We start from the raw sequence: 23,240 nt of genomic DNA, 5'->3' as shown, positions 1-23,240 counted from the left end.
GGACCAAGGTCCGCACCCACCGGAGAGGGCCGACGGGTCGCCGGCCAGCGGCCGGCACTGCCCACCCACCGTTGCCTCAGCCCTTGTAGCCGTTGCTGATCGGGTAGCGACGCTCGCGACCGAACGCCCGGCGCGACACCTTCGGCCCCGGCGCGGCCTGGTGCCGCTTCCACTCGCTGATGCGTACCAGGCGCAGCACGCGGTCAACCACGGCCGCGTCGTAGCCGGCGGCCACGATCTCCGTGCGCGACTGTTCCTGGTCGATGTAGCGGTACAGGATGCCGTCCAGCACGTCATAGGCCGGCAGCGAATCCTGGTCCAGCTGGTTCTCGCGCAGCTCGGCCGATGGCGGGCGGCTGATCACCGCCGGCGGAATCACCGGCGCGCCGCCCACGGTATTGCGCCATTTGGACAGGCCGAACACCTCGGTCTTGTACAGGTCCTTCAACGGCGCATAGCCACCGCACATGTCGCCGTAGATGGTGGCGTAGCCGACGGCGTACTCGCTCTTGTTGCCGGTGGTCAGCAACAGGCCGCCGAACTTGTTGGCCAGTGCCATCAGGATCACCCCGCGGCTGCGCGACTGCAGGTTCTCTTCGGTCACGTCCGGCGCGGTGCCTTCGAACATCGGCGCCAGCGATTCCATCAGGCCCTTGAACGCCGGCTCGATCGAGACCGCTTCCAGCTTCACGCCCAGTGCCTGGCACTGCTCGGCGGCCAGGTCGTTGGACATGCCGGCGGTATAGCGCGACGGCAGGCGCACGGCGGTAACGTTCCCAGCGCCGAGCGCGTCGACCGCCAGCGCCAGTACCAGCGCCGAATCAATGCCACCGGACAGCCCCAGCCACACCTTCTTGAAGCCGTTCTTGCGGCAGTAGTCCTGGATGCCACGGGTCACGGCACGCCAGGCCAGCGCGTCCATGCTCTCGTCGCCATCGTCCATCCACACGTGCGGCATGAAGCGGCGGGTCTCACCGTCGTACTCCACCACCAGCCACTGGTCGACGAAGGCAGCGGCAGCCGGGTGTACCGTGCCGTCACCATCGGCCACCACCGACGCGCCGTCGAACACCAGCGCATCCTGGCCACCGACCACGTTGAGATAGGCGATGGCCGCCCCGCTCTCGCGGGTGCGTGCGGCCAGCACCGCGTCGCGCTGGGCGTGCTTGCCCCGCTCGTACGGCGAGGCATTGGGCACTACCACCAGTTGCGCCCCCGCGCGCACGGTGTCGGCCAGCGGCTCGGCGAACCAAAGGTCCTCGCAGATCAGCAAACCCACCGGAATGCCATTGACCTCGAACACACAGCTGCCGCCGTCCGGATCGACATCGAAGTAGCGACGCTCGTCGAACACCGCGTAGTTGGGCAGCTCGCGCTTGCGGTAGGTCTGCTCCAGCAGGCCATCGCGCAGCACGCTGGCGGCGTTGTAGACCACCGCACCAGCCGCCTGCGGCCAGCCGACCACGGCGGTGATGCCACGGCAGGCAGCAGCGATACGGCCCATCGCCTGCTCGCATTCGTACAGGAAGCCGGGACGCAGCAGCAGGTCCTCCGGCGGATAACCGCTCACTGCCAGCTCGGGGAACATCACCAGCTCGGCGCCATACTCGTCGCGCGCCTGTCCGATCATCTCGATGATGCGCTCGGTGTTGCCGGCGACATCGCCGACCGGGAAATCGAACTGCGCCATCGCGATGCGGATCGAAGCCATGGGAATCAGCCTGTGGTTGCAATGCGCCCATTGTAGCGCCGCGTCGTGCGCGCGCCGGGGGCGTTCACTGCGTGGACAGCCCCGGCTCAGTAGATCCACGCCATGCGTGGATGGGCCGACCAGGCGGCCGCCAGACGCAGAAAAGCCGCCCGAGGGCGGCTTTTCCAAAGCAAGCCGAGCGTGGGCTCGGCTCTACAGAATCGGCTGCCAGAGGCAGTCGTTCTTATTTCACCAGCTTGGCGATGGCAGCGCCCAGGTCGCCCGGCGAACGGACGGTGACGACGCCAGCAGCTTCCATGGCGGCGAACTTGCCTTCGGCAGTGCCCTTGCCGCCCGAGGCGATCGCGCCGGCGTGGCCCATGCGCTTGCCGGCCGGAGCCGACGCACCGGCGATGAAACCGACGACCGGCTTCTTCACGTGGTTCTTGATGTACTCGGCACCGGCTTCCTCGGCGTCACCGCCGATTTCGCCGACCATGATGATGCCTTCGGTCTGCGGGTCTTCGTTGAACAGCTTCAGGCAGTCGACGAAGTTCAGGCCATTGATCGGGTCGCCACCGATGCCGATGCAGGTGGACTGGCCCAGGCCGACTTCGGTGGTCTGCTTGACCGCTTCATAGGTCAGGGTGCCCGAACGCGACACGATGCCGATCTTGCCCGGCTTGTGGATGTGGCCCGGCATGATGCCGATCTTGCACTCACCCGGGGTGATGACACCCGGGCAGTTCGGACCGATCAGGACGGTGTCCGGGTAGGAACGGGTCAGCACGTTCTTGACGCGCAGCATGTCCAGCACCGGGATGCCTTCGGTGATGCAGACGATGACCTTGATGCCGGCAGCAGCGGCTTCCAGGATCGCATCGGCCGCGAACGGCGGCGGCACGTAGATGACCGACGCGTTGGCGCCGGTGCTCTGCACGGCGTCGGCAACGGTGTTGAAGACCGGCAGGTCGATGTGGGTGGTGCCACCCTTGCCCGGGGTCACGCCGCCAACAACCTGGGTGCCGTACTCGATCATCTGAGTGGCGTGGAAGGTGCCCTGCTGGCCGGTGAAGCCCTGCACGATCACCTTGGTGTTCTTGTTAATCAAAACAGACATGGGAATTTCCTTCGGTGTCGTGGATCAGGCGGCGTTCTTGACCGCTTCAACGACCTTCTTGGCGCCGTCGTTGATGTTGTCAGCCGGGATGATGGCCATGCCGCTGTCACGCAGCAGCTGCTTGCCTTCTTCCACGTTGGTGCCTTCCAGGCGCACCACGACCGGAACCTTGACGCCCACTTCCTTCACGGCGGCGATGATGCCTTCGGCAATCATGTCGCAGCGGACGATGCCGCCGAAGATGTTGACGAAGATGCCTTCGACCTTGTCCGAGGACAGGATCAGCTTGAACGCTTCGATGACGCGCTGCTTGTTCGCACCGCCGCCCACGTCCAGGAAGTTCGCCGGCTCGCCGCCGTTGAGCTTGATGACGTCCATGGTGGCCATGGCCAGGCCGGCACCGTTCACCATGCAGCCGATGTTGCCGTCCATGGTGACGTAGTTGATGTCCAGCTCCGAAGCAGTCACTTCGGTTTCGTCTTCCTGGGACTTGTCGCGCATCGCGACCAGTTCCTTGTGGCGGAAGTTGGCGTTGTCGTCGCTGTTGAACTTGCCGTCCAGCGCGTACAGGTTGCCATCGTCCAGGATGGCCAGCGGGTTGATCTCAACCAGCGCCAGGTCCTTTTCGTTGAAGATGCGGTACAGGTTCACCATGATGTTGGCGAACTGGCCGGCCTGCTTGGCGGTCAGGCCCATCTTGAAGCCGATGTCACGGCCGTGGTAACCCTGCACGCCCTCGACGAAGTCCACGTTCAGGGTGTGGATCTTGTCCGGGGTCTCGGCAGCGACCTGCTCGATTTCCATGCCGCCTTCGGAAGAGGCGATGTAGCTGATGGTGCGGGTGCCGCGATCCACCAGGACCGACAGGTACAGCTCCTTGACGATCTCACCGGCGGTGGTCACCAGCACCAGGTTGATCGGCAGCTCGACGCCGGCGGTCTGGTAGGTGGCCATCTTGGTGCCGAGCATCTTGGCCGCTGCGGCCTTCACATCATCGACGGTCTTGCAGAACTTGACGCCGCCAGCCTTGCCGCGGCCGCCAGCGTGGATCTGCGCCTTGACCATCCAGGGGCCCTGGCCCAGCGACTGGGCGACTTCAACCGCCTCGTCCGGGGTCGCCGCGACCTTGCCGGCCGGGACCGGGATGCCGTATTCGGCAAGCAGTTGTTTTGCCTGGTATTCGTGGAAATTCATGCGTCACCGTGGGAATAGGAACGACCGCACGCAATTCCTCAGGGCCCCCTGGAAGAGGCACCGGCACGGACCGCGGCGGGCCCACTATTGTGGCCGAGCCGGCGCCGGGGCGCAAAGAAGTCTGTACAAAACGCCAGACGCGGGCGGATTTTCGCGGTCATTCAGGCAGTTGCGCCCGCCCTGGCGCTGGCCTCCGGTCTCCGCGGCGGGCCAAATGCGCGATGCGGGGCGGTCCCGCGGCGCCAGCGCAGGGGCCCTATACTGGCCCTCTCGAGCACGCTCGACACTACATCGACGCGACGTGCCCGCCCGGCCTCAGGGGATGCCAGGCAGGCCCGCCGCAGATTCCAGACCCAGGCAGCCAGAAGGGGAGTTCCGGCGTGTCACCCAGTGCTTCATTGATCGACCGCATCGAATCGATTCCGCGGCGTGAGCTGTACTTCTTCGCGCTGTACCGGGTGCTGATCGCCGCAGTCATCGCCGGCCTGCTCTACAGCCCCCTGTCCGGCATGGTCGGCGAGGCCCACCACCCGCGCCTGGCCGATACCGTTGCGGCCATCTATCTGGTGCTGTCGCTGCTGGCCCTGGCGATCGGCCGCAACGAACGCTGGCTGCGCCCCATCGTGGTCACCAGCGTGCTGGTGGATATCATCGCCGCCACCCTGCTGGCGCACGCCCTGCCCGGCGCCAGCGCCGGCATCTCGATGTCGCTGCTGTTCAACATCGCCGCGGCCGCCACCCTGCTGCCGCTGAGCTGGGGGCTGGGCCTGGCAGTCGCGGCCAGCCTGGCCACCGGTACCGAATACCTGTGGAAAGTGCTGGAAGGCGGCGATCCCACCCGCACGCTGGCCGAGCTGGCCATGTTCGCCACCAGCTACCTGGCGCTGGCCTTCATCAGCTACCAGGTGGGCAGCCGCGCACGCCGCAACCAGCAGCTGGCCAACCAGCGCGGCGACGAAGTAGCCAACCTGTTCCAGATCAACGAACTGATCATCCGCCGCATGCGCACTGGCGTGCTGGTGGTAGACGCCGACAACCGCATCACCCTGGCCAATGAAGCGGCCTCGATGCTGCTCGGTGACAATGACGGCATCGGTGAGACAGGACGCCTGGATCTGGCCAGTGCCGCGCCGGAACTGGCGCGCCGCCTGCAGCGCTGGCGCAACGGCTGGGCGCAGGACGAACTGCCGCTGCAGCTCAACCCCGACCAGCCGGAAGTGCAACCGCGCTTCGCCCGCCTGCTGGCGGGCAGCGAGCTGGCCCTGGTGTTCCTGGACGATTCCAGCGTGGTCTCGCGGCGCGCCGAATCGCTCACCCTGTCGGCCATGGGCCGCTTCTCCGCCAGCCTCGCCCATGAAATCCGCAACCCGCTGGCGGCGATCAACTATGCCGTGCAGCTGCTGGAAGAAGGCACCGGCTTCAACGAAAGCGACCGCCGCCTGCTGCAGATCATCCGCCAGCAATGCCAGCGCACCAATGGCATCGTCGAAAGCGTGCTGGGGCTGGCACGGCGCGAACGCGCCACGCCCGAGAACGTCGACCTGGTCGCCTTCGTGCGCCGCTTCGTGCTGGAGTACAAACAAGGCCAGACGCTGGAAACCGACAGCATCGAACCGATCATCAGCGGTACGGCGGTGATGGCGCAGGTCGATACCAAGCACCTGTACCAGGTGCTCACCGTACTGGTGCACAACGCATTGAAGTACGGCCGTATCGGCCAGCAGCCGGCCCGGGTGCGCCTGCGCGTGGCCCAGCACGAGCGCAGCGCGGTGATCGACGTGATGGACCGTGGCCCGGGCATTCCCGAGAGCGTGGCCGCACAGCTGTTCCGTCCGTTCTTCACCACCTCCGAGCACGGCACCGGGCTGGGCCTGTATATCGCCCGCGAGTTGTGCCGGGCCAACCAGGCACGCCTGGACTACATTCCCGTGCCCGCCGGCGGCTCCTGCTTCCGCCTGGTGCTGCCCGGCCCCCACACGCTGCTGCCCACCTGATTGCAGATCTGTGCGTCAAACATTTGTCGCTTCCAGCCCCCTCGTTTATCTTTCACGCCCATGAACGAAACCCGCAGCGCCCTCGTCGTCGACGATGAACGCGACATCCGCGAACTGCTGGTACTGACCCTTGGCCGCATGGGCCTGCGCATCAGTACCGCCGCCAACCTGGCCGAAGCCCGCGAGCTGCTGGCCAGCAATCCGTACGATCTGTGCATCACCGACATGCGGCTTCCGGATGGCAACGGTATCGAGCTGGTCAGCGAGATCGCCCAGCACTACCCGCGCACGCCGGTGGCGATGATCACCGCGTTCGGCAGCATGGATCTGGCCGTGGAAGCGCTGAAGGCCGGTGCCTTCGACTTCGTCAGCAAGCCGGTGGACATCTCGGTACTGCGTGGCCTGGTCAAGCACGCGCTGGAACTCAACAACAGCGAGCGCCCTGCGCCCGGCCCCGCCACCGAACAGGCAGCACGCCTGCTCGGCGCTTCGCCGGCCATGGACGTACTGCGCACCACCATCAGCAAGGTCGCGCGCAGCCAGGCGCCGGTCTACATCCTCGGTGAATCCGGAGTTGGCAAGGAACTGGTTGCTCGCACCATCCACGCCCAGGGCGCGCGCGCGGCCGGGCCGTTCGTGCCGGTCAACTGCGGCGCCATTCCCGGCGAGCTGATGGAAAGCGAATTCTTCGGTCACCGCAAAGGCAGCTTCAGCGGCGCGCATGCCGACAAGCCCGGCCTGTTCCAGGCCGCGCACGGCGGCACCCTGTTCCTGGACGAAGTGGCCGAGCTGCCGCTGCAGATGCAGGTGAAGCTGCTGCGCGCGATCCAGGAAAAGTCGGTACGTGCGGTGGGTGCGGCCAACGAGGAACCGGTGGATGTGCGCATCCTATCGGCCACCCACAAGGACCTGGCCGAGCTGGTCGAGGACGGGCGCTTCCGCCACGATCTGTACTACCGCATCAACGTGATCGAGTTGAAGGTGCCGCCACTGCGCGAGCGCCGCCAGGACCTGCCGGAACTGGCCGCCGCCGTACTGGCGCGGCTGGCCCGCAGCCACGGCCGCGCCACCCCGCTGCTGGCGCCGTCGGCGCTGGAAGCGCTGGCCCACTATGCGTTCCCGGGCAATGTGCGCGAGCTGGAGAACATCCTGGAACGCGCGCTGGCACTGGCCGAAGAAGACCGCATCGGTGCCGACGACCTGCGCCTGCCGCAGCACGCCCCGCGTGCGCCGGGCAGTGCCGCGCCCGCCGAAGCCGTGGCCGACCTGCAGCCCGGCAGCGCCGCCCTGCCCTCGTACATCGAGCAGCTGGAGCGCAGCGCCATCCAGCGCGCGCTGGAGGAGAACCGCTGGAACAAGACCCGCACGGCCGCGCAGTTGGGGATTACCTTCCGCGCGCTGCGCTACAAACTGAAGAAGCTGGGGATGGAGTAGAGCCGAGCCCATGCCCGGCTGCGCGGTGGTCGGGACCGCGCCATCCACGCACGGCGTGGAACTACTATGGGATCCGTGGCCGATCATCCACGCATGGCGTGGATCTACTGTAGAGCCGAGCCCACGCTCGGCTGCTCTTCGGTACCTCAGCCGAGCATGGGCTCGGCTCTACCTCAATCCTTGGTAACGCGATTGATCTCCGCCAGGCTGGTGATCCCGGCCGCAGCCTTCTTCAACGCAGACTGCCGCAGGTCGTTCACCCCGATCTGCTGCGCCGCCTCTGCAATCTGCAGTGCATTGCCACCGGCCAGCACGATGGTGGCGATCTCATCGGTCATCGGCATCACCTGATAGATACCCGTTCGGCCCTTGTAGCCCTCGGTACACTCATCGCAGCCCACCGCCTCATACAACTGGATACCCGCATCCAGCTGCGCCTGGGTGAAGCCCTCGGCCAGCAGCGCGTGCTCCGGCAGGTTCGCCGGGCGCTTGCAGTTCGGGCACAACCGGCGTGCCAGGCGCTGCGCGATCACCAGCGTCACCGAGCTGGTGATGTTGTACGGCGCGATGCCCATGTTCATCAGGCGCGCGATGGTCTGCGGCGCATCGTTGGTATGCAGCGTGGACAGCACCATGTGGCCGGTCTGCGCCGCCTTGATCGCAATCTCCGCCGTCTCCAGGTCGCGGATTTCGCCGACCATGATGATGTCCGGATCCTGTCGCAGGAACGAGCGCAGCGCCGCAGCGAACGTCATGCCACGCTTGTTGTTCTGCTGCACCTGGTTGACGCCGGGCAGGCGGATTTCCACCGGGTCTTCGGCGGTGGAAATGTTGCGCGTCTCGTCGTTGAGGATGCCCAGCGCGGTATACAGCGAAACGGTCTTGCCCGAACCGGTCGGGCCGGTCACCAGCACCATGCCGTAAGGCTTGTGGATCGCATCCAGGAACAGCTTCTGCTGGTCCGGCTCGTAGCCCAGTTTGTCGATGCCCAGCTTGGCCGCGCTGCCATCCAGGATACGCAGCACCACCTTTTCACCGAACAGGGTCGGCAGCGTGCTGACGCGGAAATCGATCTGCTTGGTCTTGGACAGGTTGAGCTTGATGCGCCCGTCCTGCGGCACGCGCTTTTCGGCGATATCCAGCTGCGCCATCACCTTCAGGCGCGCGGCAATGCGCTGGTTCAACTTCACCGGCGCGCGCGCCACCATCTTCAGCAGGCCGTCGATGCGCAGGCGCACGCGGTAATCGTCTTCGTAGGGCTCGAAGTGGATGTCCGAGGCCCCCTTGCGGATCGCATCGACCAGTACCTTGTTGACGAACTTCACTACCGGGGTGTCGTCGCCCTTGGCGTCGATGCCGGCGTCACCGCCTGCGGCATCCTCGTCACCACCGCTGACATCCAGGTTGGCCAACGCATCGTCTTCGCCCCCCAGCGAATCGCCCAGGGTGTCGTGGCTGGAATGCCACTGCTCCAAAGTGCGGCGGATCTGGTCCTCATCGACCAGGATCGGTTCCACCACCAGATTGGTGTGGAACTTGATCTCGTCCAGCGCATGGGTTGGATTGCTGGTACCCACGAACAACTTGCCGCCGCGTTTGAACAGCGGCAGCACGTTGTGCTTGCGCAACAATTCCTCGCTCACCAGATTCATCGCGCTCTGGCTGGCATCGAAGGTGGACACGTCGAACAGCGGCATACCGAACTCGACCGCGTTGGCGGCAGCCAGCTGCGCGGCATTGACCAGCTTGTTCTGGGCGAACCAGGTCGGCAGCGGCTGGCGGGCCGCAGCTGCCTTAGCCATCGCATCGCGGGCGCCGGCTTCGTCTAGGGCGCCGTCCTGCACTAGACGACGGGCCAGGCCGGTGATGCCGACGAGATTGGCGGTGGTGACTGCGTTCATGGAGGAGACTTTGGAAAGGGTAATCAGGTTATAGACGCCAAGACCACACTTTACAAATGCAGATGCCCGCGATTTCTCGCGGGCATCCGTGCGTCGATGCTGCTAGCGCAGACCCCGTTACGGGCTCAGCGTCTCGCAGGGATCGTTCTGGTAGCCGGCAACGCTGGAAGTCTTCACGGTGCAGGTCCACTGGATCGGGTCGGTGGAGTTCGCCGGAACAGTCGGCGTGACCTCAACCGTTGCGGTGGAGTCCTTCGAGCTACCCGCCAGGACTACGGTCGCCAGACCGGTACCGCCGGTGCAGCTCGCTGCGCCCTGGCAAAGGTCGGCCACTTCCGAGGCATAGTTCTCAGCAACCTTGATCTTCTCACCAGCAACCGCTGCAACGGCCTGGGTGATCTTGGCGCGAGCGGTGTAGTTCTTGTACTGCGGCAGCGCGATGGCGGCCAGGATGGCAATGATCGCGACAACGATCATCAGTTCGATAAGGGTGAAGCCCTTCTGGTTCTTCATTTGATACATCCCCAAGATAAGTGGTGGTTGAGTCAGCGCACAGGATCGGTCCGACCATCGGCCGGGTGAGCGGGTCCTGCACCCTGCGGGTGGATCAACGCAGGTTACGTGCCAACCCCGGCACGCCTCCCCCTGGATTTCCCCGCGCCCATGATGGCAGCAATTTCGCGGATGGGAACCCCCGGCACGCGAAACTGCGATGGACGCGGCAATGTGACGCAGTACGTCACCTTTGGTCTGCACCCGGCACGAAATCGCACTCCGGGCGATCCACCAGCTGCCCATACGGCCTTGAACCCGCTACCATCAACGGCTAGTTACCTGCCTGGGGATGGCGGGTCTTGGGGAGCCAACATGTCTGTCAGTCGCAGTGCGATCAAGAAGGAGCCCGTGGCCCGCGCCACGATGGAGCTGCAACCGTTTGTCTGGGAGGGGACCGACAAACGGGGTATCAAGATGAAGGGCGAGCAGTTGGCCAAGAATGCCAATCTGCTCAGGGCCGAACTGCGCCGACAGGGCATCAATCCCGGACAGGTGAAACCCAAGCCCAAACCGCTGTTCGGCGCTGCGGGCAAGGCGATCAGCACCAAGGACATAGCCTTCTTCAGCCGTCAGATGGCCACGATGATGAAATCCGGTGTGCCGATCGTCTCGGCGCTGGAGATCATCGGCAGCGGGCATAAGAACCCGCGCATGAAGAAGATGGTCGATGGCGTGCGCAGCGACATCGAGGGTGGCTCATCGCTGTACGAGGCCGTCAGCAAGCACCCGCTGCAGTTCGACGAGCTCTACCGCAACCTGGTGCGGGCAGGTGAAGGTGCAGGTGTGCTGGAAACCGTTCTGGACACGGTGGCCACCTACAAAGAGAACATTGAATCACTGAAGGGCAAGATCAAGAAAGCGCTGTTCTACCCGGCAATGGTCATCACGGTGGCACTTCTGGTCAGCGCGATCCTGCTGATCTTCGTGGTGCCGCAGTTCGAAGACGTATTCAAGAGTTTCGGCGCGGACCTGCCCGCCTTCACCCAGATCATCGTCGCCTGCTCGCGCTTCATGGTCTCATGGTGGTGGCTGATCGCCATCATCGTGATCGGCAGCATCGTCGGTTTCGTCATGGCCTACAGACGCTCACCGGCGATGCAACACCGGATGGACCGGCTGATCCTGAAGGTGCCGGTGATCGGCCAGATCATGCACAACAGCTCGATCGCCCGTTTTGCGCGGACCACTGCGGTGACCTTCAAGGCCGGTGTGCCGCTGGTGGAAGCGCTGGGCATTGTCGCTGGCGCCACCGGTAACAAGGTCTATGAAGAGGCCGTGCTGCGCATGCGCGACGACGTTTCGGTCGGCTACCCGGTCAACATGGCGATGAAGCAGACCAACCTGTTCCCGCACATGGTCATCCAGATGACCGGCATCGGCGAAGAGGCGGGCGCGTTGGATACCATGCTGTTCAAGGTTGCCGAGTATTATGAGCAGGAGGTCAACAATGCCGTTGACGCCTTGAGCAGCCTGCTCGAACCGATGATCATGGTGTTCATTGGTGTGGTCGTGGGCGGCATGGTCATCGGCATGTACCTGCCGATCTTCAAGCTCGCTTCCGTCGTCGGATAAAACATACATGGCATTTCTCGACCAGCACCCCGGCCTCGGCTACCCCGCCGCGGCCGCCCTGGGACTGCTGCTGGGCAGTTTCCTGAACGTGGTCATCCTGCGCCTGCCCAAGCGGCTGGAGTGGCAGTGGAAGCGCGATGCGCGCGAAGTCCTGGAGGAACCGGACTTCTATGAGCCACCCCCACCGGGGATCGTGGTGGAGCCATCGCACTGCCCGCACTGCAAGCACAAGCTGAGCTGGTACGAGAACATCCCGCTGTTCAGCTGGATCATCCAGGGCGGCAAGTGCCGCCACTGCAAGGCGCCGATCTCGCTGCAGTACCCGCTGGTGGAGGCGCTGACCTCGGTGCTGGTGCTGGCTTGCGTCTGGCAGTTCGGCTTCGGCTGGCAGGGCTTCGGCGCCATCGTGCTGACCTGCTTCCTGATCGCCCTGTCCGGCATCGACCTGCGCACCCAGCTGCTGCCCGATCAGTTGACCCTGCCACTGATGTGGCTGGGCCTGATAGGCAACATCGACAACCTGTACATGCCGGCAAAGCCTGCATTGGTCGGCGCGGCGGTGGGCTACCTGTCGCTGTGGATGGTCTGGTGGCTGTTCAAGCAGCTGACCGGCAAGGAAGGCATGGGCCACGGTGATTTCAAGCTGCTGGCCGCGCTCGGCGCCTGGTGCGGGCTGAAGGGCATTCTCCCGATCATCCTGCTGTCGTCGGTGCTGGGCGCCATCATCGGCTCGATCTGGCTGTACAGCCGGGGCCGTGACCGCGCCACGCCCATTCCCTTCGGGCCGTATCTGGCCATCGCAGGCTGGCTGTACTTCATGTGGGGCGCACCGCTGGTGGATCAGTACCTGATGATGAGCGGGCTGCGCTGAGGGGAGTCCCCATGAGCCGCTATGTGGTTGGCCTGACCGGGGGCATCGCCTCCGGCAAGACCGAAGTAACCCGGCGCTTCGAGGCGCTGGGCATTGTGGTGGCCGATGCCGATCTGGCCGCACGGGCCGTGGTGGCCGCCGGCAGCCCGGCGCTGGCCCGCATCGCCGAGCGCTTCGGCGCCGACATGCTGCTGGCCGATGGCAGCCTGGACCGGGGGCGCCTGCGCGCCCACGTGTTCGCCGATCCGGCCGAGCGGACGGCGCTGGAAGCGATCACCCACCCGGCTATCCGCCTGCTGATGCAGCAGCAGTGCGAGCAGGCTGAGAGCCCCTATGCGGTTGCCGCCATTCCGCTGCTGACCGAGGTGGGTGGGCGGAAGGCCTACCCATGGCTGGACCGGGTGCTGCTGGTGGACGCGCCGGAGGCCGTGCAGCATGCCCGGCTGATGCAGCGCGATGGCATTGATGCTGCGCTGGCCGACCGGATGATTGCTGCGCAGGCCAGCCGCGCGCAGCGGTTGGCGCTGGCCGATGACGTGGTGGTCAATGATGGCCACCCGGAAGACCTGCAGGCGCAGGTGGAACAGCTGCATGAGCGGTATCTGGGGTTGGCTGGGGGCTGAGACCTGGTTGCCGGCCAGCGGCCGGCACTACCGAGGCGCATCCGCGCATTGCGGCGATCTACCCTGCACCGGCGTGGAACTGCTGTAGAGCCGAGCCCATGCTCGGCTGCGATCATCAAGCCGAGCATGGGCTCGGCTCTACAAAGCGTTCTGCATCCACGCATTGCGTGGACCTACTCCAGCTGCAGGCGGGCATAGCGGGCCAGTTCTCGTGCGCCAAGCAGCAGTCCATCTACGACATCCGGGCTGAGCTGCTGGTGGGCACCGCCCTGCTCGCGGGCGGCTTCGGCGGCGTGCAGCACCTGCATGAGTGCATTCAAGCCGGCCAGGGTGCGGCTGAGGCCGGCCATGGTGGCCGCCTGGGCCGGGCTCAGGCCCTGCGCGTCCAGCCGTCGGCCGTCGGCTGCATCGCGCCCGTCCATGCGGGCCAGCAGCGCAGGCAGCAGATCCTTGGGATCATCGAGCAGGGCTTCGATGCGCTCGGCGACGTCGACCGGCAGCAGGTCAGCGGCTTCGCCGATCAGGGCGTGCAGCTGGGGGAACAAGGGGCGTGCGGACATGGTGAATCTCCTCGCAGACGGCAGGCCACCCGCGGATGCAAGGTGGCGGACGGTGCGGGTTGGCGTACCGGAGACCCAACAACTCAAGCGCGAGGAAAAAGACTCCAGCGGATTCTGATGAATCCCCACGCACCATCCGCCGAAACAAGGCAGCCGATGCATTTTCCGTGATGAGCCGCAGCACACCCGGAGCGCTTGAGTTGAAGGTTTTTTTCAGGACGCCAATCCCGGCCAGGGCACCTGCCCCGGCCGCCCCATCTGGCCATCACGCAGCGCTGTGATCTGTAAGGAAATTCTCAAGCCGCAGCTGAGGGTGCGAATGCGTGCATGCGGGCACGCGCGCGGCGTGGCGGCGATCACGGTGATGTCGTGTTGGGCTTCTGGCCCATCACGCCTGCGAAGTTAATTCGATGGCACAAGCGACACAGGGCGCAAAACGAACCCGGTGTAGAGCCGAGCCTATGCTCGGCTCCGGGAAGCCACCGCAGCCGAGCGCGGGCTCGGCTCTACAAACGTGGAGCCCCCACCAAAGTGAAGGCTTTACAACGGCTTCGGTGAGAACGTCAGGGTGGCGATCACGCCACGCTCGCCACCGGGGCGCACGCTCACCTGCCAGCCGTACAGATCGCACAGGCGGCTGACGATCGACAAGCCGATGCCGCCGCCCTGCGAATGGCCAGCATGCGTGCCGCGGTAGCCACGCTGGAACAGCTTGGCGGCATCTTCCTCGCTCAGGCCCGGGCCACTGTCGGTCACCGAGACCGAATTGGCGCCGACGAACACGCGCACCTCGCCGTCCTGCGAGTACTTCACCGCATTGCCGATCAGGTTGCCCAGTGCCACCGACAGCGCCGCCTCGGGCGCGTCGATCACCAGGTTGCGCTCACCTTCGAGCACCAGCTCCAGCGGCTTGCCGCCCAGCTGCGCACGGTGCGCATCCAGCAGCTGCTCGGCTACGCGGGCCACGTTGCTGGTGCCCTGACCGCGTTCGTTGCGCGACAGCAGCAGCAACGCGCCGATCAGATCGCTGCACTGCTGTTCGGCACGCTGGATGCGCTGCAGGCGCTGCAGCACCTTTTCGTCCAGGCCGGGCCGGGTCAGCAGCAGCTCGGTGGCACCCCGGATCACCGCCAGCGGCGTGCGCAGCTCATGGCTGACGTCGGCATTGAACTCACGGTCGCGCTGCACAACTTCGGTCAGCCGCGAGGAATAGTCGTCCAGTGCCTGTGCCAGCTGCCCCACTTCGTCATCGGGGAAACGCGGCGCCAGCGGCTCAGGGTCACTGGTACCACCACGGTAGGCGCGCAACCGTGCGGCCAGGTCCGATACCGGCTTCATCACCTTCGAGGCCGACCACCAGCCCAGCACCAGTGACAGCAGGCTGAACACCAGCACCGACAGCACCAGCGCGCGGTTGAGCTGCTTGCCGCCGCGCACGCTGTCGGTCATGTCATAGGCGAGGAAGAACCAGGCGTCCGGCGTCTTGCGCACGGCCAGCTTGTAGGAGTACGGCTCGCCGTGCTCATCACCGCTGACGCTGTGGATGCCATCGGAGAAGCCCGCCCACTGCGCGCGTTCTTCGCGCACCCGGTCGAACTTGTCCTTCGAATAGGCATAAGCCCTGATCTGCAGCACCGGTGCATCCGGGTTATGCCCGGGGTGCTCGTAATAGCGGCGCGCATACTCGTCGATGTTGCGGTTCATCAGCTCTTCCACCAGCTGGTTTTCCACGCGCAGGCGGGCCCAGTTGGTGGCGAACGCGAACAGCGTTGTCAGGCAGAAGCCCAACAACACGAACGAAACGATGATGCGGCTGCGCAGGCGCCGCCGATACGGCGTGCGCCGGCGCTCCCCCTTGCTTGCCACCGAATCAGGCTTCCGGGGTGGCGATGCGGTATCCGATGCCATGGCGGGTCTGGATCAGCGGCACTTCAAACGGCTTGTCGACCACCGCACGCAGGCCGTGGATGTGCACGCGCAGGGAATCCGAATCGGGCAGTTCTTCGCCCCACACGCGGGTTTCCAGTTCCTGGCGGGTCACCACGGCCGGGGCCGCTTCCATCAGCGCCTGCAGGATCTTCAGTGCAGTCGGGTTGAGCTGCAGCAGCTTGCCCTGGCGGCGCACTTCCAGCGTATCCAGGTTGTATTCCAGATCGCCGGTTTCCAGCACGCGGGTCTGCACGCCCTTGCCGCGTCGCGACAGGGCGTTCAGACGCACTTCCACTTCCTGCAGCGCGAACGGCTTGATCAGGTAGTCGTCCGCGCCGGAATCGAAGCCGGCCAGCTTGTTGTCCAGCGAGTCGCGGGCGGTGAGCATCAGTACCGGGGTCTGCTTGCGCGCTTCGTTGCGCAGCTTGCGGCAGACCTCGATGCCGTCCATGCCTGGCAGGTTGAGATCCAGCACGATCGCGTCGAACTCGTGCACCACGGCCAGATGCAGACCGGTAACCCCGTCAGCCGCGAAGTCCACGGTGTGGCCCCGGTCCTCCAGGTAGTCGCCCAGGTTGGCCGCAATGTCGCTGTTGTCTTCGATTACCAGGATTCTCACTGTCACCTCTAATTGACGAATTTGCCGACGCGCTGGGCCTGGCCCATATCACGCTGTGCCTTGTCCTTCCGTCGCGCGCGCTCGGCTACGGTCGTGCACTGCGTCGTGGACCGGTTCGAACCCGTGGCCTTTTCACGTTGGCATATTAGACGACTATCTTCACGGGCCTGTGTCAAAACCGTGTTCACGATCTGCTGATCGTTGAAGACATCGGTTCGTACCTGTTCAGGCATGGAATCGCGGTCGGGATGCTGCTCGACGGCCGTACGCATGCGCACCAGCGCCTCGCGCACGCGGCTGCGGTCGGCCTGTTTCAGCTCGCTGTAGGTCTCGCCATCGTTGAGTTCGATTTCGATGCGCTCGATCTGCTGCTGCAGCGGCTTGCCCGGAATAAAGACCTCACCGGCCTGGCTGGATGCGGAGGCGGCGGTGGCCAGGGTCAGGCCCGAGACCAGGACCGCCGACATCAGGAGGGACTTCATGACAAACGAATCCTTGTTTGAGTTGAGGGTTGACTGTATTCGCACCGCCTTCACGCGAGCAAGTGCCGGTCGCTCGGGCGGCAATCGGCCCGGCTAGCGGTTACTGGGAGGCGTGAGATTGTTGAAGGTGCGCTGGTCGTTGAGCAGGGCCTTGCCCTTTTCCTCGATCCGGCGGCGCTCGGCCACCGTCAGGCAGCGGCCCTTGGGCATGTTGCTGCCCGTGGTGCGGGTGTGCTGGCAGATCTGGCGGCTGTCTTCGTGGGCGCGGACAAGAACGGCGTTGATCCGCTCCTGGTCGTTGAAGACCTCTGCCTGGACCTGCGGCGGGAGCTCCTGAAGCGTGCTGTGGTCCCCCATGCGCTGGGTGATGCGCGCCAGTGCCTGCTGCACCTGGGCGCGGTCGTCAGCGGAAATCTCGCTGTACTCGCCATCATCAAGGGCCCTTTCAACCCGCCGGACCTGCTCGGCCACCGGTGCCTGCCCGTCCATCTGTATGGCGGTCTTCTCCGGCTTGGCGGAGACAGTGCCAGACAACCCCAGCAACAACGCGATCATCGTGATGCGGTACATCGCCAGCCTCCGGATCCATCCAGGAACGATGGCCACTCTACGGCCGTCACGCGGCCTCCACAAGGGACTTCCGGCAGGTAGCAGGTATAAAAAAGACCCAGGCGGTGGCCCGCCTGGGTCTGAAGTCGTATCCCGATACCGATCCTGCTGAGAGGCAGAGCTGCGGTTCGCTGAAGGCTACGCCGGCGCCGATTAAAGGCATGTTAAAGCCGGCCTCATTCGCCCATGAGAATCTCAAGATATTGATTTGTCATGACTTTTTCAGCTTCTCGACGTGCTCGATGATGCGCGTGGCCACATCTACCCCGCAGGCGGCTTCGATCCCCTCCAGCCCCGGCGTGGAGTTGACCTCCAGCACCAGCGGGCCGCGCGCGGAGCGGATCAGATCCACCCCGCACACCGACAGGCCCAGCGCCTTGGCCGAACGCACCGCCACCTGCTGTTCGGCGCGGCTGGCCTTGGCCGCCACCGCAGTGCCACCGGCATGCAGGTTGGAGCGGAAGTCGCCTTCCGGCGCCTGGCGCTGCATCGAGGCCACCACCTGGTCGCCCACCACGAAGCAGCGCAGGTCGGCGCCCTTGGCCTCACCGATGAACTCCTGCATCAGGAAATTGGCATACAGCCCGCGCAGGGCCTCGACGATGCCGCGCGATGCGCTGGCCTTTTCGGTGAGGATCACTCCCCGCCCCTGGGTACCCTCGTTGAGCTTCACCACGTGGGGCGGCGGGCCGAGCATGGACAACAGGTCGACGGTGTCATCCGGGTTGTCACCGAACACGGTGACAGGCATGTCGATGCCCTTGGCGGCCAGCAGCTGGTGCGCACGCAGTTTGTCGCGCGAACGCAGGATCGCGTCGGAGGGGTTTGGGGTGCGTGCGCCCATCAGCTCGAACTGCCGCAGCACGGCGGTGCCATAGCGGGTGATCGAGGCACCGATGCGCGGAATGACCATGTCCACGCCGGTCATCGGCCGGCCCTTGTAGTGCATCGAAAAACCATCGGCGGCGATGCGCATGTAGCAGCGCAGCGGGTCGAGGATGCGAACGGTATGGCCACGCGTGCGTGCCGCCTCGACCAGCCGGCGGGTGGAATACAGGGAACTGTTGCGGGACAGGATGGCGAGCTTCATCGCGGCAGGATCGGGCGGCAGGCGCGCAGCATAGCGCGGGCGTGTGGCGGGTGGATGATGCCCCGCAGGCCACCGCATCTGCATGCCTGCCGGGGCTGTGCGAATATGCCGTTGCCGGCTGATGGACATAAACGGCCGGCTTGCACAATCCAAGGAGAACCACAGATGCGAATGGGAATTCCGCTGTTGTTGCTGTTTGGCCTGGTGGGAGGCGCCGCAGACGTACGGGCTGCGCCGACCCACGCAGTCTCCCGGCTCTACTTCGATGCCAACAACACCCTGATCGGCCAGGGCCTGCGCTACTGCACGGGCAAGACACAGCACCAAGGCGTTGCCTCACACGCCAATATCCGCTGGATCGATGTTTCCTACGCCTGCCAGGGCGACTCGACCGACGTGTCCTACGGCAGCTGGGTGCCTGCGCAACTGCGGCAGGACTTCTGCACGCTGTATGACGCTTGCACATCACTGATGCCGTGGCCGGAACCCAGCCTGCCCGGCACCCTTGGCAACGGCTTCTACTCAGACTGACAGCCGATAGTCGCCGCACCGTCTCCGGCGATGACCGCACCGTCGCCGGGGACATCCTCATGGCTCATCCAAGGGATGCCTGCCGCCGCTGATCAGCGCGGGGCAGGCGCAGCGAGAAGTGCCCATCGCGGACACGCACGGCCAGCGCGGTTTCCCGCCATTCCACAGGCAGGGCGAGCGCCGTGTGTGGCGTGGGGACGCGTGTGATCGCGTCGAACGTCCAGTGTTCCTCATAGGCTTCGCAGCGAAGCGAACCGTCATCGCCGGCCTCGATCACATCGATCCAGGCACCACTGCGGGCCTTGCCGCTGCCGCCCGTTGCACGGCGGCCAATGGCCTGCCAACACCCCTGCCAGTGGACGAGCCATACGCCCTCGATGGGACGCAGATCCCCATCAAGCACGCTGCCCGCCACCGCCACGCACCGTCCGGACGGGCTGGTGATCACCGTTTCCAGATCGCAGGCGTGACGGTCACTGGGCTCGCCATCAAGACAGAGCGCGTACGGGCAGATGCGCGCGAACAGCGTCGGATGCGCGGTCAGGCGCAGATCGTCGGGCAGCAGCGGTATGGCCTGCAGCACCCGGGCATCCGGCAGGACATGCCGCAATGCCTGCGGCAACCCGGCGGCCAGCGCGGGATGCTCCGGTTCCAGCCATAGACCCCGGCAGGGCCGCAGCGTGGTCGATCGACAGGGGATATCCCGCAACCACATTGCGGCTTCGGCATCCCCGCCAAGCTGCCGGCGCTCGTGCAGTTCCTGCCAGAACAGGCTGGGAACAATCGCCTGCAGGTGCATCACCCGCTTGTCCGCTTCGTCGTAGACGATCACCGCTTCGCTGCGATCAACATAGCCACTGGCCACACGCAGCCCGCTTCCCGCCAGCGTCTGCCACTCGCCACTGGCGTCGTGGCTGCCTCCAGTGGATACGCCCTCGACAATGGCGCCATCGCGCAGCATCTGGGTGCTGTAGGCCGGCCCCCCCATGCCCAGTTCGCCCCAATCCAACAGGACATCATGCGTGGGCGGCCGGGTAGCAAAGGGCAGCGTCGCCCGCGAGCGCAGCAGTGCGCCGCCTACGGTATCGCCGACCAGATCAAGGCGCTGCAGCACACCACCCACTGCAAGGCACGCGGCCAGGGCGACAACCACGCCCAGCGGCGACCACCAGGCCACGCAGATGGCGACCAGGACCAGGAACGGCAGCCACTGGGTGAAACGGCGGAGGGCGATTCGATCAACGGTCATGCGGGCATGGTGACTGCGATTGCGCACCATTCAAACCTTCAACGCGGTGCCAGGCAATGGGGGTCGAACCGGCATTGCCGCTAGACTTTCCCTGATGATGGAACCGATGACTGCCGTGAACCGCCGGAATCTGCTGCTGGACTTACTACCGCGATGGAGAGCACTGGCCAAGGATCCGGGAGTACCGCGCCGCATGCTTCGCCTGCCGGACTGGCAGGCAGACTGGAACGCGGGCATGGCCCTGCTTGCGCGTCATGCGCGCAATGGCGGTGACCCTGCGGAGGAACCGCTGCAGGGGCATGCGGCGCTGGAACATGCGTACGGCTGGGAAGCGGTTGCCCAGACCGGCAGCAACCTGCTGCTGAAAGGCATCGACCGTGGATTCGCCCCCACGGCATTGCAGCAGATGCATGCCGACGTTGCAGAACTCTGGCTCGAGCATGCACGTTTGCTGGCCATTGCCCGGAACAGCCTGCAACAGCAGGGCCACGACATCGCGCTGGCCGCGCCGTTGCAACCGCGCACAACGCAGCACTACGAGTACGCCCTGCAGCTGCTGTCACTGGGCGTGCTGCTGGATGCGCAGGACCGTCTTCCAGCGTTGGTGGAGAAGGTGCTCTGCTTCGACACCGACCGCGTGCTGGACTACCTCAGCGCACCGGCACTGGGCCTTGCCGAAGCCAGCGATGCGATATTCCATCCGCGCCCGTTCGCCGAGCTGTTCGCGCCGTTGCGCGACGGTGAAGCGTTCGTTCCATCCCTGCTGACCGGCTACCTGCAGGTGCACTACCGTGACTTCTTTCTACTGTCGCCCCAGGCTCAGAAGCGGACCCGACGGCTGACCGGACCGCATGCATGGGGTTACTGGGCGCTGGAGGTAGCAGCGCTGGTGGTGCTGTATGGCGGCGACGATGCCGCGCTGCGCACCTGCCCGCACTATCCTTCCGACCTGGTGGACTTCGCCCGGCCGCAAGCGGGCGCATAAGCCACTCGAGCTATGGTTCGAAGGGACCACAGCCCAACACTGAGGAAGAGATTGCGGCGCTGCTGCCACACGCTCGAGCTGGGTGTGGTGCATCGAGTACGCCGCGTCTGCCGGGGGTGAATACCCTGGAGACATGGAGCGGGCGATGGGAATCGAACCCACGTCAGTAGCTTGGGAAGCTACAGCTCTACCATTGAGCTACGCCCGCGATGCGGTGGAAAGTCTATGCGCTGGGGCCGGTGTTGCGCAATGGTGCCCCCGCATCAGAGCGGGGCCGGATCCCCTTCGTTCCCGAAAGGGATCCGGCCCCGCCTGGTTTCTGCTTAGAAGCTGCCGCTGAAGTTGGCGAACAGCGTCGCGTCCTGGGCACGCTTCTGCCCGGCCGAAGCGCTCAGGCCGAAGTTGCTCTGCAGGCCGAACAGCTCGGTACGGGCACCCAGCACCACGGTGGCGTAGTTCTTGTCGAAGTTCAGGCCCGGCACGCGATAGCTGCCCAGTTCCGGCAGGGTCTGCAGCCATGCGCTGGCCTGCTTGGTGTCTTCGAACTCGTGGTCGTAGGTCACCTGCGCGTACGGCTTGACGGTGCCGCCATCGAAGCGGGCCTGCCAGCCGATGCGGCCGACGGTCGAATCGACGTTCTGGCGGTCGTAGCCCAGTGCGGTGGCCAGGGTGCCGGCGGCAGCGCTTTCGGTGTAGCCATCGATCTTCACCTTCTGCCAGATCACCGAAGCAATCGGGCCGTGGCGGAAACCGCCTTCGGTGCCGAACTCGTAGCCGGCGTTCAGCGCGGCGGTCAGGTTGCTGCCGTCCGGCGAACCGCCGTGCTCACGAGTGGCCGGGCCCAGCTGGACCTTGCGGTTCACGTCATAGGACAGCCAGGTGTAGCTGACCTGGCCATTGATCCAGATGCGGTCACCATACCAGCCGGCGAACAGGCCGGCAGTGGTGTCCTTCTGGGTGAAGTCGCCACGGCTGTTGCCGAAGTCTGCGTTGAGGCGGCCGAAGCCGGCGAAGCCGCCGAACACCATGCCGTCGCGTGCCCAGTCGATACCGAACAGGCCGGCGGGCGCCAGGCCGTCGTACAGGTCGGCATGGTCATAACGCTGCAGGTCACCGCGCACGCCGCCCCACCAGGACAGGCCATCGGCCGGGCGACCACCCAGGTGCATGCTGACCTGGTCGGCACGCGAACGGCCGATGGTCTGGGCCGAGTGGCTCAGCACCTGCTGCAGACGCGGGCCTTCCAGCACCGAGACAGCATACTGGCCCAGCAGCTGATGGCCGGCGGTGGTCGGATGCACGCCGTCGGCGAACAGGTAGGTGTTGGCTGCATCCGGGCTGACGTAACTGGTCGGGTTGCAGCCGATGATGCTGGCGGTGGAGTTGTTCGGATCGATCCTGCAGGCAGTGCTGGTGACGTTGGTGAAGCCGTACATGCCCGGATTGGCAGTCACTTCGCGCAGGATGCTGAAGGTATCGAGCGGAATGAACTCGATGCCTGCCTGCTTCAGGCCACCGTACAGCGCCTTGTTGTAGCCGGCCGACAGTGCGGTGGCGGCGGCGGCATTGGGGCCGCGGAACTGCGGGGTGATGCCCACATCCGGCAGGTTCGGTACCAGCACGTACTGGGCACCAGCCTGCTTCAGCGCACCTACCAGCGCGATCTGGTCGGTGACCGCTGCGCCGATGATGCCCTGCACCTGGGCCTGCGACGCGCCACCTGCCGCCGCACGGGTGGCCGCAAACAGATCATTGGCGCCTCCCCATACGGTGTACAGGGCGTTGCCGTCAGCCTTGCCACCGTTCGCGGCAAGGTAGCGGGTTGCTTGCGACTTCAGCGACGGAATCACGCCCAGGCCACCGGCCTCGTCCACCGATACCCGGGCACCGCCCACGGCGTAGTTGTCGCCACTCTGGCCGTTGCCGTTGGCACCCCCGTTGAGGCCGTAGTAGTTGGCGACCTGCTGTGCCCACACCCAACCCGGGTTGGTGGTGAACTGGCCGGTGACCGGCTGCACGCCCGGATCGAGCAGCGGCCGGAAATAGCCGGCGTCGGTGAGGCTGTCGCCGAAGAACACGGCCTTGGAATACGGACTTTCGCCTGCCATGGCCGGCAGCGCGGCGAGTGCGATCGCAGCCGCCATCAGGGAGCGGATCGGGTGTTTGCTGAGCTGCATCTAGGAACTCCTGTGGGGTAAATAGGTTGGAATCCGGCACACGTACGCCGGCGCA

General features: G+C 65.4%; 20 protein-coding genes and 1 tRNA gene. 7 read left to right on the top strand and 14 right to left on the bottom strand.

What is annotated here, in order from left to right:
• Window positions 1–76: 76 nt before the first annotated feature.
• The 3 genes from AC5P9W_RS14285 to sucC all read right to left on the bottom strand — a co-directional run bounded on the left by AC5P9W_RS14285 (window position 77) and on the right by sucC (window position 4,004).
• On the bottom strand, window positions 77–1,711 hold the full coding sequence (locus AC5P9W_RS14285; RefSeq protein WP_021204204.1) for an NAD+ synthase: 1,635 nt from the start codon (window positions 1,709–1,711) through the stop codon (window positions 77–79).
• A gap of 223 nt (window positions 1,712–1,934) precedes the next feature.
• Window positions 1,935–2,810, bottom strand: coding sequence for a succinate--CoA ligase subunit alpha (gene sucD, locus AC5P9W_RS14280; RefSeq protein WP_005418610.1), 876 nt, complete (start codon window positions 2,808–2,810; stop codon window positions 1,935–1,937).
• A 24-nt stretch (window positions 2,811–2,834) separates the two neighbouring features.
• On the bottom strand, window positions 2,835–4,004 hold the full coding sequence (gene sucC, locus AC5P9W_RS14275; protein ID WP_005418614.1) for an ADP-forming succinate--CoA ligase subunit beta: 1,170 nt from the start codon (window positions 4,002–4,004) through the stop codon (window positions 2,835–2,837).
• Window positions 4,005–4,384: 380 nt separating this feature from the next.
• On the opposite strand from sucC, the gene AC5P9W_RS14270 reads away from it, so the two are divergent.
• Both AC5P9W_RS14270 and AC5P9W_RS14265 read left to right on the top strand, forming a co-directional pair.
• Window positions 4,385–5,998, top strand: coding sequence for a sensor histidine kinase (locus tag AC5P9W_RS14270; protein ID WP_111098288.1), 1,614 nt, complete (start codon window positions 4,385–4,387; stop codon window positions 5,996–5,998).
• Between the two features lie 60 nt (window positions 5,999–6,058).
• Complete coding sequence (locus tag AC5P9W_RS14265; protein WP_021204206.1) at window positions 6,059–7,432, top strand: sigma-54-dependent transcriptional regulator; 1,374 nt, start codon at window positions 6,059–6,061, stop codon at window positions 7,430–7,432.
• A gap of 173 nt (window positions 7,433–7,605) precedes the next feature.
• Here AC5P9W_RS14265 and pilB read toward each other — a convergent pair whose 3' ends face one another.
• Entirely contained in the window at window positions 7,606–9,333 is a 1,728-nt protein-coding gene (gene pilB, locus AC5P9W_RS14260; protein WP_227852961.1) for a type IV-A pilus assembly ATPase PilB, read from the bottom strand.
• Between the two features lie 117 nt (window positions 9,334–9,450).
• A complete protein-coding gene (locus tag AC5P9W_RS14255; RefSeq protein WP_276577069.1) occupies window positions 9,451–9,846 on the bottom strand; it encodes a pilin in 396 nt (131 codons plus the stop codon).
• Between the two features lie 354 nt (window positions 9,847–10,200).
• On the opposite strand from AC5P9W_RS14255, the gene AC5P9W_RS14250 reads away from it, so the two are divergent.
• Genes AC5P9W_RS14250 through coaE form a run of 3 tightly spaced genes read left to right on the top strand, consistent with a single transcriptional unit; the run spans window position 10,201 to window position 12,954 of the window.
• The gene (locus tag AC5P9W_RS14250; protein ID WP_207048964.1) at window positions 10,201–11,460 is read left to right on the top strand and encodes a type II secretion system F family protein; all 1,260 of its coding nucleotides are present in this window, start codon (window positions 10,201–10,203) and stop codon (window positions 11,458–11,460) included.
• A gap of 7 nt (window positions 11,461–11,467) precedes the next feature.
• Complete coding sequence (locus AC5P9W_RS14245; RefSeq protein ID WP_021204211.1) at window positions 11,468–12,331, top strand: prepilin peptidase; 864 nt, start codon at window positions 11,468–11,470, stop codon at window positions 12,329–12,331.
• An 11-nt stretch (window positions 12,332–12,342) separates the two neighbouring features.
• Window positions 12,343–12,954: a dephospho-CoA kinase gene (coaE, locus tag AC5P9W_RS14240; protein WP_288041440.1), complete on the top strand. Its 612-nt coding sequence runs from the start codon at window positions 12,343–12,345 to the stop codon at window positions 12,952–12,954.
• A gap of 173 nt (window positions 12,955–13,127) precedes the next feature.
• On the opposite strand, the gene AC5P9W_RS14235 is transcribed toward coaE, so the two are convergent.
• The 6 genes from AC5P9W_RS14235 to rimK form a co-directional block, all read right to left on the bottom strand.
• Window positions 13,128–13,514 (bottom strand): hypothetical protein, encoded by a 387-nt coding sequence (locus AC5P9W_RS14235; RefSeq protein WP_171953456.1) that lies wholly within the window; start codon window positions 13,512–13,514, stop codon window positions 13,128–13,130.
• 540 nt (window positions 13,515–14,054) lie between these two features.
• Window positions 14,055–15,422 (bottom strand): sensor histidine kinase, encoded by a 1,368-nt coding sequence (locus tag AC5P9W_RS14230; RefSeq protein ID WP_031269244.1) that lies wholly within the window; start codon window positions 15,420–15,422, stop codon window positions 14,055–14,057.
• On the bottom strand, window positions 15,385–16,062 hold the full coding sequence (locus tag AC5P9W_RS14225) for a response regulator transcription factor (protein WP_005410804.1): 678 nt from the start codon (window positions 16,060–16,062) through the stop codon (window positions 15,385–15,387). Before AC5P9W_RS14225 ends, AC5P9W_RS14230 begins: the two co-directional genes overlap by 38 nt.
• Before the next feature lie 8 nt (window positions 16,063–16,070).
• The gene (locus AC5P9W_RS14220) at window positions 16,071–16,544 is read right to left on the bottom strand and encodes a hypothetical protein (RefSeq protein WP_021201975.1); all 474 of its coding nucleotides are present in this window, start codon (window positions 16,542–16,544) and stop codon (window positions 16,071–16,073) included.
• A gap of 93 nt (window positions 16,545–16,637) precedes the next feature.
• Complete coding sequence (locus tag AC5P9W_RS14215) at window positions 16,638–17,114, bottom strand: hypothetical protein (protein ID WP_495219328.1); 477 nt, start codon at window positions 17,112–17,114, stop codon at window positions 16,638–16,640.
• A gap of 250 nt (window positions 17,115–17,364) precedes the next feature.
• Entirely contained in the window at window positions 17,365–18,243 is an 879-nt protein-coding gene (gene rimK / locus AC5P9W_RS14210; RefSeq protein WP_206621699.1) for a 30S ribosomal protein S6--L-glutamate ligase, read from the bottom strand.
• Between the two features lie 165 nt (window positions 18,244–18,408).
• On the opposite strand from rimK, the gene AC5P9W_RS14205 reads away from it, so the two are divergent.
• Entirely contained in the window at window positions 18,409–18,774 is a 366-nt protein-coding gene (locus AC5P9W_RS14205; protein ID WP_238558821.1) for a hypothetical protein, read from the top strand.
• A gap of 64 nt (window positions 18,775–18,838) precedes the next feature.
• Here AC5P9W_RS14205 and AC5P9W_RS14200 read toward each other — a convergent pair whose 3' ends face one another.
• The gene (locus AC5P9W_RS14200; RefSeq protein ID WP_241745004.1) at window positions 18,839–20,023 is read right to left on the bottom strand and encodes a hypothetical protein; all 1,185 of its coding nucleotides are present in this window, start codon (window positions 20,021–20,023) and stop codon (window positions 18,839–18,841) included.
• Between the two features lie 94 nt (window positions 20,024–20,117).
• Between AC5P9W_RS14200 and AC5P9W_RS14195 the strand changes: the two genes are divergently transcribed.
• Window positions 20,118–21,008, top strand: coding sequence for a PoNe immunity protein domain-containing protein (locus AC5P9W_RS14195; RefSeq protein WP_495219327.1), 891 nt, complete (start codon window positions 20,118–20,120; stop codon window positions 21,006–21,008).
• A gap of 134 nt (window positions 21,009–21,142) precedes the next feature.
• On the opposite strand, the gene AC5P9W_RS14190 is transcribed toward AC5P9W_RS14195, so the two are convergent.
• Both AC5P9W_RS14190 and AC5P9W_RS14185 read right to left on the bottom strand, forming a co-directional pair.
• Window positions 21,143–21,216 (bottom strand) — tRNA-Gly (locus AC5P9W_RS14190).
• A gap of 115 nt (window positions 21,217–21,331) precedes the next feature.
• A complete protein-coding gene (locus tag AC5P9W_RS14185; RefSeq protein ID WP_026347045.1) occupies window positions 21,332–23,152 on the bottom strand; it encodes an autotransporter domain-containing esterase in 1,821 nt (606 codons plus the stop codon).
• Window positions 23,153–23,240: the final 88 nt, after the last annotated feature.

The organism is Stenotrophomonas sp. YJH_SMC_33, from assembly GCF_059372295.1.
This window is presented reverse-complemented; position numbering and strand designations above follow the sequence as displayed.

Excerpts from the sequence above, each read along its gene's own strand:
- AC5P9W_RS14285 (WP_021204204.1), bottom strand. The coding sequence starts at position 1,711 with ATGGCTTCGATCCGCATCGCGATGGCGCAGTTCGATTTCCCGGTCGGC.
- sucD (WP_005418610.1), bottom strand. The coding sequence starts at position 2,810 with ATGTCTGTTTTGATTAACAAGAACACCAAGGTGATCGTGCAGGGCTTC.
- sucC (WP_005418614.1), bottom strand. The coding sequence starts at position 4,004 with ATGAATTTCCACGAATACCAGGCAAAACAACTGCTTGCCGAATACGGC.
- AC5P9W_RS14265 (WP_021204206.1), top strand. The coding sequence starts at position 6,059 with ATGAACGAAACCCGCAGCGCCCTCGTCGTCGACGATGAACGCGACATC.
- pilB (WP_227852961.1), bottom strand. The coding sequence starts at position 9,333 with ATGAACGCAGTCACCACCGCCAATCTCGTCGGCATCACCGGCCTGGCC.
- AC5P9W_RS14255 (WP_276577069.1), bottom strand. The coding sequence starts at position 9,846 with ATGAAGAACCAGAAGGGCTTCACCCTTATCGAACTGATGATCGTTGTC.
- AC5P9W_RS14250 (WP_207048964.1), top strand. The coding sequence starts at position 10,201 with ATGTCTGTCAGTCGCAGTGCGATCAAGAAGGAGCCCGTGGCCCGCGCC.
- AC5P9W_RS14245 (WP_021204211.1), top strand. The coding sequence starts at position 11,468 with ATGGCATTTCTCGACCAGCACCCCGGCCTCGGCTACCCCGCCGCGGCC.
- coaE (WP_288041440.1), top strand. The coding sequence starts at position 12,343 with ATGAGCCGCTATGTGGTTGGCCTGACCGGGGGCATCGCCTCCGGCAAG.
- AC5P9W_RS14235 (WP_171953456.1), bottom strand. The coding sequence starts at position 13,514 with ATGTCCGCACGCCCCTTGTTCCCCCAGCTGCACGCCCTGATCGGCGAA.
- AC5P9W_RS14230 (WP_031269244.1), bottom strand. The coding sequence starts at position 15,422 with ATGGCATCGGATACCGCATCGCCACCCCGGAAGCCTGATTCGGTGGCA.
- AC5P9W_RS14220 (WP_021201975.1), bottom strand. The coding sequence starts at position 16,544 with ATGAAGTCCCTCCTGATGTCGGCGGTCCTGGTCTCGGGCCTGACCCTG.
- AC5P9W_RS14215 (WP_495219328.1), bottom strand. The coding sequence starts at position 17,114 with ATGTACCGCATCACGATGATCGCGTTGTTGCTGGGGTTGTCTGGCACT.
- rimK (WP_206621699.1), bottom strand. The coding sequence starts at position 18,243 with ATGAAGCTCGCCATCCTGTCCCGCAACAGTTCCCTGTATTCCACCCGC.
- AC5P9W_RS14205 (WP_238558821.1), top strand. The coding sequence starts at position 18,409 with ATGCGAATGGGAATTCCGCTGTTGTTGCTGTTTGGCCTGGTGGGAGGC.
- AC5P9W_RS14200 (WP_241745004.1), bottom strand. The coding sequence starts at position 20,023 with ATGACCGTTGATCGAATCGCCCTCCGCCGTTTCACCCAGTGGCTGCCG.
- AC5P9W_RS14195 (WP_495219327.1), top strand. The coding sequence starts at position 20,118 with ATGATGGAACCGATGACTGCCGTGAACCGCCGGAATCTGCTGCTGGAC.
- AC5P9W_RS14185 (WP_026347045.1), bottom strand. The coding sequence starts at position 23,152 with ATGGCGGCTGCGATCGCACTCGCCGCGCTGCCGGCCATGGCAGGCGAA.